The organism is Flavivirga eckloniae, from assembly GCF_002886045.1.
In the GTDB taxonomy this organism is placed as follows: Bacteria; Bacteroidota; Bacteroidia; order Flavobacteriales; family Flavobacteriaceae; genus Flavivirga; species Flavivirga eckloniae.
Genome location: NZ_CP025791.1, coordinates 4,520,366 through 4,538,471 on the forward strand (window position 1 = coordinate 4,520,366; position 18,106 = coordinate 4,538,471).

At 35.0% G+C, this 18,106-nt stretch carries 11 protein-coding genes; 7 read left to right on the forward strand and 4 right to left on the reverse strand.

Annotated features, from left to right (window positions below; genetic code table 11):
• Positions 1-198: 198 nt before the first annotated feature.
• From C1H87_RS18615 to C1H87_RS18645, 7 genes are all read left to right on the forward strand, one after another.
• Positions 199-1,392 (forward strand): FecR family protein, encoded by a 1,194-nt coding sequence (locus C1H87_RS18615; protein ID WP_158655274.1) that lies wholly within the window; start codon positions 199-201, stop codon positions 1,390-1,392.
• A gap of 160 nt (positions 1,393-1,552) precedes the next feature.
• On the forward strand, positions 1,553-4,921 hold the full coding sequence (locus C1H87_RS18620) for a SusC/RagA family TonB-linked outer membrane protein (RefSeq protein ID WP_102757262.1): 3,369 nt from the start codon (positions 1,553-1,555) through the stop codon (positions 4,919-4,921).
• An 18-nt stretch (positions 4,922-4,939) separates the two neighbouring features.
• On the forward strand, positions 4,940-6,568 hold the full coding sequence (locus tag C1H87_RS18625) for a SusD/RagB family nutrient-binding outer membrane lipoprotein (protein WP_102757263.1): 1,629 nt from the start codon (positions 4,940-4,942) through the stop codon (positions 6,566-6,568).
• 19 nt (positions 6,569-6,587) lie between these two features.
• Positions 6,588-7,745, forward strand: a complete 1,158-nt coding sequence (locus tag C1H87_RS18630; protein ID WP_102757264.1) for a hypothetical protein — start codon at positions 6,588-6,590, stop codon at positions 7,743-7,745.
• A gap of 55 nt (positions 7,746-7,800) precedes the next feature.
• Positions 7,801-9,255 (forward strand): IPT/TIG domain-containing protein, encoded by a 1,455-nt coding sequence (locus tag C1H87_RS18635; RefSeq protein ID WP_102757265.1) that lies wholly within the window; start codon positions 7,801-7,803, stop codon positions 9,253-9,255.
• Positions 9,256-9,504: 249 nt separating this feature from the next.
• The gene (locus C1H87_RS18640) at positions 9,505-10,950 is read left to right on the forward strand and encodes a hypothetical protein (RefSeq protein WP_158655275.1); all 1,446 of its coding nucleotides are present in this window, start codon (positions 9,505-9,507) and stop codon (positions 10,948-10,950) included.
• Between the two features lie 37 nt (positions 10,951-10,987).
• Positions 10,988-12,286 (forward strand): M20/M25/M40 family metallo-hydrolase, encoded by a 1,299-nt coding sequence (locus tag C1H87_RS18645; protein WP_102757267.1) that lies wholly within the window; start codon positions 10,988-10,990, stop codon positions 12,284-12,286.
• Positions 12,287-12,419: 133 nt separating this feature from the next.
• On the opposite strand, the gene C1H87_RS18650 is transcribed toward C1H87_RS18645, so the two are convergent.
• The 4 genes from C1H87_RS18650 to C1H87_RS18665 all read right to left on the reverse strand — a co-directional run bounded on the left by C1H87_RS18650 (position 12,420) and on the right by C1H87_RS18665 (position 18,048).
• The gene (locus C1H87_RS18650; RefSeq protein WP_102757268.1) at positions 12,420-12,929 is read right to left on the reverse strand and encodes a T9SS type A sorting domain-containing protein; all 510 of its coding nucleotides are present in this window, start codon (positions 12,927-12,929) and stop codon (positions 12,420-12,422) included.
• 275 nt (positions 12,930-13,204) lie between these two features.
• Positions 13,205-14,467 carry a T9SS type A sorting domain-containing protein gene (locus tag C1H87_RS18655; protein WP_102757269.1) on the reverse strand — a complete coding sequence of 421 codons (1,263 nt, stop codon included), beginning with the start codon at positions 14,465-14,467 and terminating at the stop codon, positions 13,205-13,207.
• Between the two features lie 29 nt (positions 14,468-14,496).
• Positions 14,497-15,897 carry an HmuY family protein gene (locus C1H87_RS18660; protein WP_233783198.1) on the reverse strand — a complete coding sequence of 467 codons (1,401 nt, stop codon included), beginning with the start codon at positions 15,895-15,897 and terminating at the stop codon, positions 14,497-14,499.
• A 3-nt stretch (positions 15,898-15,900) separates the two neighbouring features.
• Positions 15,901-18,048 (reverse strand): TonB-dependent receptor plug domain-containing protein, encoded by a 2,148-nt coding sequence (locus tag C1H87_RS18665; protein ID WP_102757270.1) that lies wholly within the window; start codon positions 18,046-18,048, stop codon positions 15,901-15,903.
• Positions 18,049-18,106 lie beyond the last annotated feature (58 nt).

Here is an 18,106-nt window from a genome sequence, read left to right on the forward strand (position 1 = left end):
TATTGGCTCACGTTTTAAAGTATGTAATTGTATGATAATGAAAGTATTGTGATTTAGTTTTCTTTGGTTTCTTCAAAAATTTCAATCTATAATTAAAAAAAGTACGTTTTAGCGAAGGACTTTTAATAGACGTAGGTGTATAATTTATAGACGCCTTGATTCTATATTGAAATAAAACCTCCTTAACTAAACATGGGCATGACTAAAAGTGAACACATTAAGAACCTATTACAACGGTTTATAAAAAATACGATAAGTAAGTCGGAATTTGAAGAGCTTTTTGGGTACCTGCATGAAATAGATGTGGAAGAAGATGTTAAAGACTCTATGAAACAACATTGGGAAAAGATCAATGCAGATCTTACTAATGATGCCTTAAAACCATCAGATAATGATCAGTTGCTAGAAGCTGTCCTAGAAAAAATTGATTTAAAAAAATCTCCTGAAAAATCAAGCGCAATAACGACGAAGCATATCTATAAAAGGTATGCCATAGCTGCAACTATAACATTGTTTTTTGGTATAGGAATGGGGTATTTATACTATACGAATTTTATAAACTCCAATTCGAAATCGGCACCAGAAATACCTGCCGAAGTTATTACATTACAATTAGATAACGGTGATGTAAAAATAATTTCAGATAAAGAGAGCGAACAGATCGTTAATGCCAAAGGGTTAGTTGTTGGTACTCGAACAGGGAACTCTATTGCCTATACAAATAATATTTCAGAAGAAAAGCTAGCGTATAATACTTTAACCGTTCCTTATGGGAAACGTTTTCAAGTTGTTTTGTCCGATGGAACTAAAGTGCACTTAAATGCAGGTACCTCATTACGATATCCAATAAAATTCTTAAACGGATTAAACCGTGAAGTGTTTTTAGATGGCGAAGCTTATTTCGATGTCGTTAAAGATGCTAAACATCCTTTTTTGGTAAACGCAAAAGACCTCAATATTAAAGTATTAGGAACAAGGTTTAATATAACGTCGTATCCAGAAAACGAGATGATTAATACAATATTGGTCGAAGGGGCTGTTGAGGTATTTGAAAAAGATAAAGACACTGAAGCACCTCTAGTTTTAAAACCAGGCTACAAAGCTTCTTGGCATAAACAACATAAAAATATAAATGTTGAAAAGGTTAATATAGAACAGTACGTTGCTTGGATGAACGGCAGGTTGATACTAAATGAAGTTCCTTTTGAAGCCATTCAGAAAAAATTACAACGTCAGTATAATGTCACTTTTATAAATAATAATGAAGCGCTTAAAAGCAGAAAGTTCACTGGCAGGTTTGATATAGAAAGTATAGATCAGGTTATGAAAAGTTTAAGTATATCAGCATCATTTAATTACGTATTAAACAATAATCAAATAATCATAAACTAACAATGAAAACTCTAAAGTTCCTATTAAAGCCTCCACAGTGCCTAACCAGCAAAATTTAAAAGAAACACTTTTATAAAGAAAATCGGAAAATGGGCGAACATTTTCCGATTTAGAAAGTGATTTAAAATGAATAACCATTAATTTAAATCTTACCAAAAGTATGAAAAAAAATACTATCGGTTGGGTGTTAGCGCTCGACCCTTTGAAAATAAGTTTAAAAATGAAACTTACATATTTTCTCCTTTTTGTATCATTATTACAATCATACGCCAACTCATACTCTCAAAACACCAAAGTGACTCTAGATATGAGGGAAGTGACACTTAGATCTGTTTTAAATGAGATAGAACACAAAACAGATTATAAGTTTTTATATGAAAAGGGCATTTTTCAAACAGATAAAATTGTAAGCATATCTGTTAAGAGGAAAAAATTATCTTCAATTCTTAATAGGCTTTTAGAACCCTTTGATGTATCTGTTGAATATTTAGATAAACAGATTATTATAAAAAGAAAACCAGATCCTGTTGAGGTAGAAAAAGCCGTTATAAAAGAAAGCCTTCAGCAACAAATTAAAGGTCAAGTAAAAGATGGATTCGGTTTGCCATTGCCCGGAGTTAGTATTTTGATAAAAGATACTACCACAGGAACTTCTACCGATTTTGATGGAAATTATGAGATAAGAGCCAATCCGGGAGATGTATTAGTATTTTCCTTTCTCGGTTATACAACTCAGGAAGTAGTCGTTGCCCAATCTTTGGTGATCGATGTTCAGTTAAAAGAAAGCGTAGGCGTATTAGAAGAAGTAATAGTTACCGCTCAAGGCATTAGAAAAGAGAAAAAAGCCTTAGGATATGCCGTTAGTACACTTGAAGGAAAACAACTTGAAAACAAAGCCGAAACAGATGTAGCCAGATCTTTGCAGGGTAAAGTTGCAGGTGTACAAATTAATGTAAATAGCGGTAGTACAGGTAATCAGGCATCTATAAGAGTAAGGGGCGATTTATCTGTTACTAATGGCAATTCCCCACTAATAGTTGTAGATGGAGCCCCTTTTAATGGAGGTTTAATAGATATTAATCCAAACGATATTAAAGACTTTAGTGTGTTAAAAGGATTAAACGCTTCGTTGTTATATGGTAGTGATGGTAGAAATGGTGTTATACTAATAACAACAAAAAGTGGCAGCGGAAGTCCAGGGAAAGAAAAAGTTTCAATAAACTTTTCACATACAGTATATACCAATCAAGTAGCCAATCTTCCAGAATATCAAAACAAATATGGTCAAGGAAGCGATAACCGCTTTAGAGGAGGCGTTGTTGGTAATTGGGGTGCCGCTTTTTCAGAGTTGGATGTTGTACCGCATCCATATGCTAGTAATCCAGCTTTTCCCGAATTTGCAAACGTAGAGGTACCTTATAAACCAATTCCAAACAATGTAAAAAGTTTTTTTAATACAGGAATAGGAACCGTTACAGCCATTAATTTTAATTCATCTCAAGAAAAGACCTCATTTAACCTATCGGCGGGTTATACAGACGAAACAGGTATTATAGGAAATAATGATCTTAAAAGATTTAATTTTAACATTGGCGGATCTGCACAAGTAACAGACAAACTAAATGTTAGAGCTACAATTAACTATTCAACAAGAAAACGCAACTCGCAAAATGGAGCGGATATGTTTGAGATATTATTACATATCCCCAGAAACATAGATGCATTTAATTTACCATTTCAAGACCCAGTAACCGGTGCAAATGTGTATTACAGACCTTCAGAAAATCCAAACTGGGTTATTAATAATACCGGTAGAAATGATGATGTGGTAAGAATATTTGGAACTTTTAGGGCTAATTATAATTTTGATGACCATTGGAATCTGAGCTATCGTGTAAGTTTAGACAACGAGGTGCAGGATGAGTTTGATTTTGCCAATAGAGGTGGTGTTGATGACCCTACTGGGTTTTTAGAATTAGATTATGATAAGTTTCAAACAATTGATCAATCATTAATTTTAAGTACGAGCTACCAATTAAATAAAAAAATTGGTTTAGATGGTCAAATAGGTGTAAACTCACAAACAATTAATAATAAATCCAATTCTGCTAGTTTCGAAGATCAAGTCGTATTTGGTTTTTTAAGACCAGATAATTTTGATACCCAATCGGGTGATGCATCAAGATCTAAAGAAAATTTTGCTGGTGTATTTGGACAACTGGAATTTAATTATGATAAATTTTTATATGTAACCGTTTCGGGAAGAAATGACTGGAGTTCTACATTAGAAAAAGAAAATCAATCCCTATTTTATCCGGGCGTATCCGTATCGTTTTTACCCACTTCGGCCCTCGATTTCAATTCCAATATTGTCAATTATTTAAAAATAAGAGGCGCCTATGCGACGTCATCAGGATTTCCAGGTCGCTTTAGAACACGAAATACTTTAGTTTCAGACCCACAACGTTTTATTACATCTGAAGGAGCCCTAAGATCTAGTAGAGTATCTCGCGTATTGGCAAACCCAGATTTAAGAGCCGAGTTGCACAAAGAAGTTGAAGTTGGTGTTGAGAGTAAATTATTTAATAATAGGGTTAGTTTAGAAGCTTCCGTATTTAAGCGTATCTCTAAAGACCAAATCGTTAGTCGTCCTTTAGACCCTGCTTTAGGTTTTACCAGCACAACTGTTAATATTGGTAGAGTAGATAGTGAAGGATTAGAAATAGATTTAGGCATAGATATATTAAAAAGCGACAGTTTTATTTGGAACTTAACAAACGTATTTACAGCATACAATACCGAGGTTGTAGAACTAAATGCTCCAATTAGTTTGGATAACGACCGTTTTGCGATTCAAGGACAGCCCTTGGGTGTGATACAAGAAGATTATGCCATAAGGGATAGCGAAGGCAATCTTTTAATAAACCCCAATAATGGCGAGTTAATCGTTAGTGACGATATTGGTTTTCCCGATAAAATTATTGGAGACCCAACGCCAGATTGGGCGCTAACCACTATTAACAGTTTGAGCTATAAAGGATTTACTTTTTCTGCTCAAATTGAATATACGCATGGTGGAGATAACATATCTGAAACAGCATACGATTTGTTAAGAAGAGGGGTTACAAGAGACACCGAAAATAGAGAAGGTTCTTTTATAATACCGGGGGTTTTAGGAGACCCAAGTACCGGGCTTCCTTTTTTGGATGCTAACGGACAAACCATACCAAATACGATACAGGCAAATGCTAATAGAACAGCATTTTCTAATTACTTGGAGGCGAATGATTTTAGGCTTTTCGATACATCTTTATTTAGAATACGAGAAGTTGCGTTATCCTATACTTTAGATGGGAAAAAGAACAAATTACCGTTCGATAATATTGCGTTTACGCTAAGTGGAAGAAATGTGTTTTTTAACGCTCCTAACTATCCAAAGTATACAAACATAGACCCAGATGTTGATAGAGGAAGCACAACCATTCCAACAACCAAAAGGTATGCTTTCGGAGTTTCTATTTCATTTTAATTAAAAAGACGAGTATTTATGAAAAAAATAAAAATATTAATTTGTTTATTATGCGGCCTTTTTTTTGAGTCCTGCGAAATAACAAACTTCGATTTGCAAGAAGACCCTAATGAATTAACACCTGAATCGGTAGATGCTAATTTCGTTTTGAATGAGCTACAGGTCGTTTTTGCAGAAGTTATGAATGACTTTAGTTTGCACACAGACGATGTTATGAGATATGAATCCATGACAGATTCTTATAGCGATATTGCTGAACCCGACGCCTTAGATAGTGAGTGGCTTGATGTATACAGTATTAGAGAGAATACCCGAATAATTTCAAATTTGGCAAAAGACGATGATAATTTACTGTTCCATAAAGGTATGGCAAAACTATTACAAGCATACGCAACTGCGACTTTAGTAGATTATTTAGGAGATATTCCATTCTCTGAAGCCAATAATATTGACATTTTTAATCCTGCTCCAGATGACGATGAAACCATTTATACAGCAATTTTAGCAGATATTGACGCTGCTATAATAGATTTAAATAACGCCACATTAGCCCCAAACACCGATCTTTTCTATAATGGCGATGCTGACAAGTGGATAAAAATGGCTAATAGTCTTAAATTCAGATTATTATTAAATACAGCTAATACCAGTGGTATTAATGCATTGCTAACCCATGACAATTTAATTGATGATGAATCAAACGATTTTCAATTTCAATACTCAGATGCTCAAACACCGGTAGACAGCAGACATCCATATTTTGAGCGTGGATACGATAACGGAGAGGGCCAAACAGAATATATAGGTAATTATTTTATGTGGTTACTCAAAGATTCTAAAACAGTAAGAGACCCACGATTACGATATTATGTATATCGTCAAACGAATACCGATCTTACTTCGAGTTGTATTGACGACCCATCTTTTGATTTTTGTTATATAGGCGATTTTTATTGGGGAAGAGATCATGAAGACCTTCGTGCAAGGCCAAATGACCGTTTTCTTAAAACAGTTTATGGTTTATACCCCGGGGGTGGTGCTTTTGATGCGGATAATCCGGCAGCAGCGTTTACCACGATTAATTTAGGAGGCGCAGGAATATTTCCGGTAATGCTCTCATCATTTATGGAATTTTTAAAAGCAGAGGCTGTACTTTCATTAGGCGCTAATGGAGATGCCCTAGCATCTCTTGAAGCTGGAATACGAGGATCTATGGCAAAAGTAATTTCCTATGGTGAACTTAATAAAGAAGCTCTTGATAAAGTTGTAATAGAAGATGATCCTGCAACCGTGGAAGATGAAGAAATGAATGTAAGAGATCTTTACGCCGCTAAGCAATCGGATATAGATGCATATGTTGACGTAGTATTACAAGAATATCTAATTGGTTCTGATGAGCAGCGTTTAGAAATAGTTCTGAGGGAGTATTATATAGCCGCGTTTGGTAATTCTATTGAGGCCTACAACGGTTATAGAAGAACCGGATTTCCATCTAATTTACAAATACCCGTAGTAAACGAGTCTATTCCTTTTCCAAGAACATTTTCCTTACCAGAAGATGCTGTAGATCGTAATACATCATTAAATCAAAAGCCTACTACAACTCAGGTTTTTTGGGATAAGCTACCAGCTGGTGCTCTTAAATAATAATTAAAAAATTGAAATTATGAAAAAAATAATTATTTGCGTGGTAGTACTGTTATTTGGACTGTCATGTCAAAAAAATAATAATATATTCAACGATTTAACAGACAGAGGTGGCTTTGTTGCTTTTGATGAAGTGCCTCTTTTAAACTTTAATTTATTAGACCTTTCCAGCTTTGGAGTAAATGCTGAACTTTTAGACCTAAATAACAATGCAACAAGTTATAATTTACATGTAGAATATGAAGGGGTTACTCTAGAGAACTTTTACACAGCTAATAGCTTTCCAAGTAATTTGGTTATCACATTGCCCATGCTTTTAGATGCTTTTAGTTTGGTGGAGAGCGATTTAACTATAGCCTCAAGGTTTAACTTTGAAGCAACAGTTACAACACCCATTGGAACATTTAACAAAGATACTCCAAGCTTTAATAGCGATACAAACGAAGAAGAAGGAGGTAGTACAGCATCTAGCTTATTAGGTTCGGGGCATAAAAATGCATTTTCGTTTGGTATTACATTTTTTATACCACCACCAGAAAAAATAAGGGGGACTTCGTTCGAGGAACCTGTGGCGGGCACTAGTTACAGTCGCCCCGATGGTGATGCCAATGATCAAGAAGGGGAATTGTTGAATACTACCGGAAGTTCAAGTATCATGTATGTTGCAACCGGTACAGGTAAAGACAATGAAATAGGTTTTAAAACAGAATTTATCGATACAGGTAGAGGAGGGTTCTCTAGTGAAAATATGGGTGTAACCAGTGATGCTGGTGATTTTGGAGCCTGGTTAGACGGTGATCAAGGACTTAGGTTTCAAGATTCAGATGGTATTATAAAAATAACTTTCGATAAGATTGATGTTCCTGCAGAGATTAATAGATCTGGTGTGCAAATACAATTTTATGTTCCAGAAACAGGTAACAACTTTGAAAGTTCCGATCTTCTAAAAATTTATGCGGAGGTTGAAAGAGACGGAGGTGCTACAGAAACACTAGACCTGTATGATGTAGATGGAGAATTTATAAACACGGTTAAAGATGGTTGGGTTCTGGTTGATTCAGAACTTATAGAAGACATTAGGTCTTATACTTTAATAATAGAGTTGGATACAAATTCTAACGATGAAAGAATTTATTTTGATCAGATGCTTGTTTATAAACCTGAAGAATCTATTTAGACCTTTTTTAGTGTCTTGAGTACAACATGACTTAGTTCAAATTAAAAATTAAAAAATGAAAACATATATAAAAAAAGTATATGCTCTATGTTTGGGGGTATTTACGTTTATTGGCATTATGGTCTTATCGTGCGACGATGTAGATTATACACAATTAAACCTTCCGCCTGCCATAGAGCAAGTTACCATTAGCAATATTACACCAACATCGGGAGATATAGGTACCAAGGTAATAGTTAACGGAACAAATTTTAGCGCAACACCATCAAATAACAAGGTAAATATAAATGGCATTTTTGCCGAGGTTATTGAGGCAACGCCTTCTACAAGTATAACCATAGAGATTCCAGAGGGAGCTACTACGGGAGCCATTGTGGTAGCTCATGGAAATTTTAGCACAGAAGGTCCCACGTTTACAGTGGTAGATGTACCCGCTATATCCGAGGTAGATCCAGAAAGAGCAGGAGAAGGTGATCAAATAACTATTTCTGGTACAAAATTTAGTGCAACGCCATCAGAAAACACGGTCTTTATTAACGGACTTGAAGCCACAGTAACAGCTTCAACAGAAACAAGTATCGTAACAACAATACCAGTTGGTTCAGAGGCAGGTATGGGTGATATTACTGTAACGGTTAACGGGCAAACAGGAACATATTCCAATTTTATTGTAACCCCGGTAATTACAACAGTAGATCCTTTATTAGGTGATGTAGGAACACCTGTAACAATTACAGGAACTGGTTTTAGTACCACACCAGAAGATAATATGGTTTCTTTTAATGGAACTCCTGCATTAGTTACAGCATCTACGGCAACAAGTATTAACACATCTATACCGGTAGGAGCCCGATCGGGTATAGTAAGTGTTACTGTAAATACTGTGACTGTAGAAGGACCTGAGTTTGTTATTGGTACAAAACTGGTCATTCCAATTAGTGTTGAAGAAGATGATGTAGAAGAATCAACCGTTAATGGATTGATGAACTTGGATAGTGGCGATTTGGAATTAGGGGAGCTAGATACAGGTTTTGAAGGAACAGATGGAGATGGCTTACCAAACATTGGACTACGATTTATTAATGTTCAAATACCTCAGGGAGCTAATATAACAGATGCCAATATTCAATTTACAGCCGATAGTAGTGCAGGAACAGACCCAGTTGAGTTAACTATTTACGGGGAGGCTGTCGATAATGCTGCACCATACACGCTTACAAATGGAGATTTATCTGCCAGAACTCTAACAACAACTAGAGAAGTTTGGACTATAACAGAAACTTGGGCAACAGACGACAAATTACCAGCACAACAAACAGTCGATTTGTCAAGTATAGTTCAGGAGATTGTAAACAGACCAGGATGGGTTTCTGGAAATAGTATCAATTTTATTATGAAAGCTACAGGAGTTAGCGTAGCGCCTACGTCTACGTCGCAAGGTCGTGAAGCGGAAGGCTTTTCAGATACAACACCAGAAGATACACCAGAACTAACAGTTATTTTTAACTAAAGAAATATAAGAGTAGAGTGCTAACAAAATAGATATTTAAGTTAGTTTAAATGTGATTTGGGTTCAATTTCTTATGAAATAGAACCCATTCACTTCAATTAGCATTAACAGTTTCATGCGATTTCTCAAATACATTCGAAATGGCCATAAATAAATATCAGGTGGCGATAGCTATACCATTGATATACTAGGTGTTCTTACTTGCTCTCTAAGTATATATTAACATTACAAAAAGTGAAAAAATATAAAATGAAAATAAACAACCTCATACTTTTTATCTGTCTATTGGGAGTGTTTTATAGTTGTAGTAAATCGGAAAATAAAGCACTAATAGTACCGGAAACAAGAAATCTGTTTTTTGAAAGTAGTGCTATCGATATAAAAAGAACGGAAACAGGTTATGTAACAGCGAATCTAAAATATACAGGAACGGCTTTGAATACACCATTAACGGTGCAGTATTCAATATCCCAGCCCAATCAAGATGCTGCAGTAGAAGACGTAGATTTCGAACTTCCTGCCACCTCTGGTACTGTAGTAATACCAGTAGGCAAAAACTCTGTAACGACAACATTGATCAAGTCCATACTAAAAAACCCGGAAGTCGGTACAAAATCGGTTTCTTTTAATTTACAACCTTTAAATGATTTTATTCTTGGGAAGCCTAACAAACAAGAAGGGAGTAGTATATTAGTTAATATTACTGAAGGCTTGCCCATTGATAATGACCCCGATGACCGAATAGGGGATAAAAAAATGGCCATTACCGTTTCTGGTAATACATTTAAAATCCCCTATTTTTCTAATGTTACCTCTATAGATGATGAAAATACATCTATTACAAGAGCTGTCATTGCTCTACAAGGCGCTAATAGAAATGCTGGTTTATATTACGAAAACATGTTGGTTGCAGCCAAAATGGAATCCATGCAATTAGATACACTTCTAGTAGTCTCTCCCCAGTTTTTAGTAGAATCGGAAATTGTAGATTTTAGGTTAGATTCAGAACATTTGTATTGGAGTAGTGGTGGTTGGAAAATAGGTTTCTTATCTAAAAACGAAGCTCAAAACCCAAGACCAGGCCGCGTATCATCTTTTACCATGATAGATTCGTTAATGACTCTATTAGTTAAAAAAAATCCTAACTTAAAAACCATTGTGTTTTCCGGACATTCAGCAGGCGGTCAATTTGTAAATAGATATGCAGCAGCCTCACCCATACCTACCGAACTAAAAAACTCAGGAGTTAATGTGCGATTTATTGTTAACAACCCTAGTTCGTATGTGTATATGGATAACACCAGAATAGTACCGGGTACTACAGATTTTGAAATACCCCAAACGAGCTGTATCACATTTAATGAATATAAATACGGATTAGACGATTTGCCTAATTACTTAACAGCTGTAGGAGCAGACCAGATTAGAACACAATTTGCAAAGCGGGAAGTGCTCTATTTGTTAGGAGAAGAAGATAACAACCCCAATAGCTCGTCATTAGATAAATCTTGCGAAGCAGCATTGCAGGGAAATCAGCGTTTAGAAAGAGGAATGAACTATTTTCAGTATCTTCAATCTTATTATGGGGACGCTATAAATAATACACAAAGTATAGGAACAGTCCCCGGTGTTGGCCATAGTCATAGTGGCATGTTTCAATCGGAACAAGGGCGGTTTTATGCTTTTAGAAAATAATACACTAGGATTAACACAATAATTAAATTTAAAATAAATGAATATAAGTCTTTATAAAACCGCTTTAACTGTAATTGTTTTTAGCTGTTTAATGGGGTATACCCAAAACGATCTAAAAGCCGATAAAACCTATACAAAGGAAATAAATAAAATAACCAAAAGGGAGTCGGTAAAATTAGCTTTTGAAACTATAGATCTTACAGATAAGGAAACCATAGCTAATATGATACTGCTTAACGAAATACCAGCGCCACCATTTAAGGAAGCTACTAGAGCTAAAAAATATGTAGAGCTATTTAAAAAAGAAGGTATTGATCGTGTTTGGATAGACAAAGAAGGTAATGTTTTGGCTTTACGAAAAGGTACAAAAGGAGATAGGAATATTGTTTTAGATGCACATATAGATACTGTTTTTCCCATAGAAACAGATGTTACCGTAAAAATAGAAGGAAACACGTACACCGCACCCGGAATAGGAGACAACACCAGAGGTATGGCTATGCTTTTGGCAGTTTTAAAAGCTATGAATACAGCAAAACTACAAACAGAAGCCAATGTGTGTTTTGTAGGTACAGTAGGAGAAGAAGGTTTAGGAGACCTTAGAGGGGTAAAACATTTATTTAGTGAAGCATCAGATATTAAAATTGATTCTTGGATTTCTATTGATGGAGGAAGTGCCGAACGTATTATTAATGGCGGTCTTGGATCCAAAAGATATAAAGCCGTATTTAAAGGAAAAGGCGGACATTCATGGGGTGCGTTTGGGTTAGCAAATCCACATCATGCTTTAGGGTATGCGATCAAGCAATTTACAGAGGAAGCTACAAAATATACAAATATTGATGGCCCTAAAACATCCTTTAACATAGGCAGAATAGGAGGAGGAACTTCTGTAAATTCTATTCCGTTTGAATCATGGATGGAAGTAGATATGCGGTCTCTAAGCCCAAAACGATTATTGGAAATAGATGAAATTTTCAAAACATGTATGAAAAAAGCAGAGGCAGATTATAATGCTACGGGAATAAAAGACAAAGTTACTTTAGAGATTGTTCCAATTGGCGATCGACCTTCTGGGCAATTATCTGAAGATACGCCTTTAATTCAGCGAGCCATAGCCAGTGCTCAGTATTTAGGAATTTCACCAAAGTTACGAACAGGTTCAACAAATAGTAATATCCCCATTGCGAGTAATATTCCGGCAACAACATTGAGTAGAGGAGGCAAAGGCAAGGGCGCACACTCTTTAAATGAAAAATGGACTAATATCGATGCAACTAAAAATATAAAGCTGGCATTGCTTCTTGTACTTTCAGAAGCAGGTTTTGTAAAATAATAAGGAAAAAAAGAGGACAATTTCAGTTAGATTGAAGATTGTCCTCTTGGGTGTAGTTAACGGTACAAATATTTAACTTTTTTAGTGAAGGGAAAATGAATTAATCAAATAATTAATAAGTTTAATTGTGCCATTAAATTTTGATAACCTTTATGGCTCTTTTTATATTATCATTGGAAGCCTGTAAAATATAGATGCCAGAATTTAAGTCGGAAATATTTATAAGGTAACCTTTGTCTTTCGTACGAGCTTGTATTTTTTTCGAAATTTGACCTAGCTGATTATAGATCTTAAACTCAGAAAAAGTTTCCGAAGATTCAATAAACAAAGCACCACTTGTTGGATTTGGAATGGCTTTAAAATCGTTTTTGGTTAGTTTAGGAGTCGATAACACCCCTCCGTATTCATAAGGATTAATATCAATAGTGCCAGCTATAGTACTTGCATTATCTTCAGGGTTTAAATTACGTTGAAACCAATCATGTTGAAAGTCTCTTTTTGGTTCACTTAGTGTTCCAGGGCCATTGTTATTAGCATGACTTGCATTTTTGTTAACATGGTATGTTCTTGCGTTAACATTGCTTATTAAAAATATAAACGCAAAAAAAGTAAATAATAAGGGGGTTAAAGTAGGTTTTTTCATTTCACATTTGTTTAATTAAAGATTTTAGAATTTGGGGTTCTTTGTTTTTAATTAAATAGTGGGTTTTTTAATGTTTAAAATGCATTGCTTTTTAAAGTGGGGGTTAAACTAATTTTTTATAAGCTTATATACGGAGCATATTTACCTTTGGATTTTGAAAGTTTTTTATGAAGGTGTTGAGGTATGATTATTTACAAATTAAACAACCTTGAATTACTAAAAATTCAAAGTTGCTTAATATATAAAGGGACTAAAAAATATCCTGAAGCTATAAACTAATTTAAAACTAGTTTCTTGGATGTATGATGATTACCAGAGCTAAATTGTAATATGTACACACCACTTTTTAAGGCAGAAAAATCCAATGTTTTATTAAATAAACCAGAATTAGACTTTAACGAAGTTTCAAAAACTTTTTGTCCGGTTGTCGAAAAGATGGCTATTTTGTTTTTATCCGAACCCCATTTGTTCACATCATAAACTAAATTGATTTGCTTATTTGGCGACGGGTTAGGGAAAACTCCAAATGATATGCTTTCCGTAATATCTTCAATATCTAGAGACGCAGTAACATCTTCGAATTTAAAGGTTAAGTCTCCTGTACCGGAACCAGAAAAGGCAGTAAAGTATAACCTGTAAATGGTGTTATCGGCATATTTAACATAAAAGGCTTTGTTAGAATCAATAAGCCATCCGCTAGAAAAGTCAAACGTTTTCCAGTCGTAACCAATCGTGTTGATGTTTGTTGCATATGTTAAGTTAGGATTTGCTGGCATACCTCCGGGTTCATCATTTTCGGCAACTTCCAGGCCACTATTAACTAAAACACCCGTAGTTAGATAAGGTTGAGTACCGCCTGAGCCGTTTGGAACTTCGGTATAATATTTTGTGAATTTTAAATCCCAATCGGTAGTAGCTGGCTCTGCAATGACTTCGGTATTATTTTCAAAAGAATAATAGTTACGGCTGTTGTTAGGGTTAGTGGTGTTAGAAACCGTAGCAGTTTGGTCTGCACTCCAGGTAGATGTTCCGCTATTCCAGGTGCTATATCTAAAGGTGTGACCGCCAAAGTAATCATCATTAATAAACTTTCTGTAGGTACCATCGGCATATTTAAGCACAAAAATAATGGTGCCTTCTACATGATGCGTAGCAATGTTATATTCTCCCCAACCATAAGTAGCAGATCCTTTATCGAAAGCACCTTCATTCCATTTTATGTCGCTATTATATAATTTTGTCCAGCTGGCTTCGTTGGCTATATCTATGCTATTCCAATCGTTTGGTTTGTTTGAAGCTTCAAATACTTCAACGCCTATGTGATCATTAATTCGTAAAGAAAAAGCAAAGTTATCGGTTCTCAGCATAGAAATATCCCATGAATTTGCAGCATAAGTCGTTTCAGTTTGCGTGTTTAATTTATAATATACTTGGTTGGCATAACTAGCAGCCATACTTAAGTTTACTGTTGTTTCCTGTGCCTGAGTAAAAGAGCATACCCATAGCAATACCATTAAAAGGTGTAGTTTTGTTTTCATAGTGTTTATAGATTAAAAAATTGTAAAAATTATTGTAAAAGCTTGTATTCGAATTCAGGATGGCCACGTTCTCCACTACTATTAGCCATGGCTAAAAACTTTAGCTTATAGATATTCCCGTTTGGGTCTTTTATAATGTAAAATCTATCAGAAAAGGTAGTTCTGTTAAATACATCCCTCCAATGACTCCCAATAGTTGTTTGGTTTTTAGAAAAGTTAACATCATCAATATCTGTTAGCGAAAAATCATCGTAATTAAAATCGGCAGTATTTACTTGATATGCCAGTGTATTTGCTTTCCTGTTGTGAATCACATAATCTGAAAAACCATAGCTTCCGGCACCTTCCAAAATATTGGTGAAAACCGTAAAACTGATATCCCATTTTTCTTTTTTAGGCTCTACATTTACAAGTGAGTTTGTATTAAAACTAAAATGTGTGAAGTTGTAGTCTGAATTTTTGGAAATAGTAATTTCTTGATGTGTAGTATCATTTAAATTGGCATATTGTAATATATAGCCATCCTCATGTTTCAATATTCTTATTTTCTTCCACCCACGATGGTTTCCAGCAATAGCAACACTTCCTGTTGGGGGAGTTGCTGTACCAACCTCATACCCTAAGTTTAAAAGATATACAGGGTTTTCATTGGCATTTTCTGCTATTTCTGCAATGGCAGTTTCTAGTATATTACCGTTAGGTGCATCAATATAAGCCGCATTTTCAGGGTTAAAAGTACCCACGGCCACCTGAGGTTTTAAATTGGTTACATCGGTGTCGGTTACAAGGTCAATATTTGTATGGTTTAAGGCTTTAGTAGCCATATATAAAGAACCATTAATGGTAACCCTAAACGAATCGCCATTGTAGAATCCTATATCCCAGGAATCACGTCTTGCCAGAGTTGTACTTTGGGTGCTTAGATCGACATATACTTGATTTCCTTGATTAGGACCTCCAACTTCGGGAGTTAAGCTTCCTCCTAAAGCGGGAGATGCGTTAATAATAAAACGACTGTTTCCCTGTATGTTTGCATGGCTATAATCAATGGAAGCTATGGTAAATTCTATTGTTGTGGTTTCATCTAGAGTAGTATTCAACTTCTTAAATGCTATAGCGTTTTGCAATGCGCCATTTACAACAGGAAGTGAAATATTATCGTTTACAACTTCGGGTATGGTAACAAAATCTTGACCGTATATGGCTGTTTCGGAATGAATTTGAATATTAACCATGCCGTTTTCGAGAGCCATTTCAGAATATACCAAATCAATAGTGGTGGCTTCGTTGATATCTGTTAAGTTTTTAGATAAACTCTTAAAAGCAACAACAAAAGGATCACTTTTTAAGTTTTGGTCTTCACTGCAAGAGAACAAGCATACAGTTAGCAAACTAAAAACCAGGTAGTGTTTAAAATATTGGGTAAACATAAGTTAGAGATTTAAGTTATAAGCAAGTTTTAAAAAATAGGACCTTCCATAACCCAGCATTAAATTTGTAGGCGGACCATTGTGAGCACCGCCAGAAAAAGCAGTTGTGTTTACGGTAGTTATATCTAATAGGTTTCTTATACCCAGGCTGGCTTCTATGGTTTTATTGAGGAACGATTTTTTAATAGTAGCATCTAGCCAACTAAAGGCATCTGTAGTACCTCTTTGGAACTCCTGTTGCCCTTGTGAATTCATTTTTTCTACAAATTGTTGTTGTTTTCCAACTTGTTTGTAATAGATGGTAAAAGAGGTGTTCCAATCTGGAATGGTATAATTAACATTACTGTTTAGCTGGAAATTAAATAGAAAATCGTCTTTAGAATTGGTATTGCTATCCAGAACTTTTGAAATGCCTAAGGCTGATGCTCCTATTTGAAACCTAAAATTTTTATGCTTTATCGTGTTTTCTGTAAAGAGACCTATAGACTTATAAGCATCTATATTATTGTATTGAAAGGCAAGAGGACTCTGACTCACAACTATAAGCTCAATACGGTCTTTAATATTAATATAAGAGGCACTTATTTTGTTTTTAATACGTGTTGTTTTATTGGCTAATGTGTATTGCTTTTTTAGATGTACAAAAGCCGATAAACCACGCTCAGGGTTTAAATTGGGGTTACCCTGAACGTTATGGTTTACGTCAACAAAATAGGTAAAAAGCTCATCGTAATTTGGGGTTCTATTAGCAGATCCAACGATGGTTCTTAGCTCTAGGTTTTTACCCAATATATATTTTGAGCTTAACGATAATGTATATTGGTTGGCAAATAGATTAGTGAATGAAACACGAGCCCCTGGCCGTAACGAAAATGTGTCGGAGAAGTTTATTTCAGACGATGTAAATACATCGTAATTATCCAAACGTTGCTTAACAGTATCGTCGTCGGGCGAAACCGTAATAGCTAGAGGAGACCCATAACCACTTTCGTTAGTAAGGTCGTAACCCGCTTGTAATTTAAAATGGTTATTGTTGATAAGGTTACTAAAAGTACCTCGGGAAATAAAAGCTTTTCGTGATAAGTACTCACCCTTTAACCTGTTGCTTTTTTCATCCTTTCTTATACGATAGGTATAAGTTTCCAGGTCTTTATTTTGTTCTTGGTAAGACACAGAAACATTAAAATGAACCTGTTTTGTTAATATACCCGAAGCGTTTAAGTGATGTATAAACCGATTGTTGGTATATAGTTCGTCTAATGCCAGAGGATCGCTGGTTGAGGTCGCCGGGTTTTCGTTTAAATCTACTGCATTATTGTACTTGTTGATTTTTTCGTTAAAGTAATCGAACTTGTAAAATATGCTGAGGTTTTCCTGTTCGTGGCTAAGAAGTACCTTAGTGTTTTGTTGTTCTTTTGGTAACCATAAATGTCCCCTTAAACCATCATTTTTATCGTAAACTTCACCCTGATTCTCACTCCAAAAACCTCCAAAATCGTTTCTTAAATAAGCAATCCTACCAAAAATATTTTTGATAAAATGATGCCCCATTTTAAGAGATTGTATATGCCTTCCTTTATTAAACCATTCATATTCGTTACCAATCGTTTCCTCTTGTAAAAAGGTGCTTATTTGGGTTTTTTGCCTCGAAGATTTTTTTGTGATTATATTAATAATTCCAGAAACAGCATTAGCGCCATATTGTACACCCATGGCACCTTCAACGATTTCTATTTGCTGAACATCATCAAGATTTATCAAGGTTAAATCGACATTGTTTCCAATACCTTCTTCATTAATAATAGGTATGTTATCAATAAGTATTTTAAAATACTGTGCATCCAATCCAAATAAATTAACGCCAGATTTTCCTGTAGATGTATTGGGGGTAATGTTAACATTTAAATTTTGATTTAAAAGATCCGCCAGATTATTTACAGCACGTTGTTCGATCTCTTTTCTGGTTATGACCTTAACCTCAAACACAGATTTTTTTACAGATTGTGGATTGTACTGCCCTGTTAAAACCACTTCTTCTAGTTTTTCAATTTCTACAGAGTCTTTAACCGTAGCCCTATTTTGTTGAGCAAAAGCGTAATTCGCAAAAAAAGTTGAAAAATAAATAATGAAATGTTTTTTATTTAGAATCATTCTTAATTAAATTTGCACAAATATATATGTTATTTTAATTCAGTCTAAATAAGAATAG

Bases quoted from the DNA above. Each gene is read 5' to 3' on its own strand.
- C1H87_RS18635 (WP_102757265.1), top strand. From the start codon at position 7,801: ATGAAAACATATATAAAAAAAGTATATGCTCTATGTTTGGGGGTATTT.
- C1H87_RS18660 (WP_233783198.1), bottom strand. From the start codon at position 15,897: ATGTTTACCCAATATTTTAAACACTACCTGGTTTTTAGTTTGCTAACT.
- C1H87_RS18650 (WP_102757268.1), bottom strand. From the start codon at position 12,929: ATGAAAAAACCTACTTTAACCCCCTTATTATTTACTTTTTTTGCGTTT.
- C1H87_RS18620 (WP_102757262.1), top strand. From the start codon at position 1,553: ATGAAAAAAAATACTATCGGTTGGGTGTTAGCGCTCGACCCTTTGAAA.
- C1H87_RS18665 (WP_102757270.1), bottom strand. From the start codon at position 18,048: ATGATTCTAAATAAAAAACATTTCATTATTTATTTTTCAACTTTTTTT.
- C1H87_RS18630 (WP_102757264.1), top strand. From the start codon at position 6,588: ATGAAAAAAATAATTATTTGCGTGGTAGTACTGTTATTTGGACTGTCA.
- C1H87_RS18625 (WP_102757263.1), top strand. From the start codon at position 4,940: ATGAAAAAAATAAAAATATTAATTTGTTTATTATGCGGCCTTTTTTTT.
- C1H87_RS18645 (WP_102757267.1), top strand. From the start codon at position 10,988: ATGAATATAAGTCTTTATAAAACCGCTTTAACTGTAATTGTTTTTAGC.
- C1H87_RS18655 (WP_102757269.1), bottom strand. From the start codon at position 14,467: ATGAAAACAAAACTACACCTTTTAATGGTATTGCTATGGGTATGCTCT.
- C1H87_RS18615 (WP_158655274.1), top strand. From the start codon at position 199: ATGACTAAAAGTGAACACATTAAGAACCTATTACAACGGTTTATAAAA.
- C1H87_RS18640 (WP_158655275.1), top strand. From the start codon at position 9,505: ATGAAAATAAACAACCTCATACTTTTTATCTGTCTATTGGGAGTGTTT.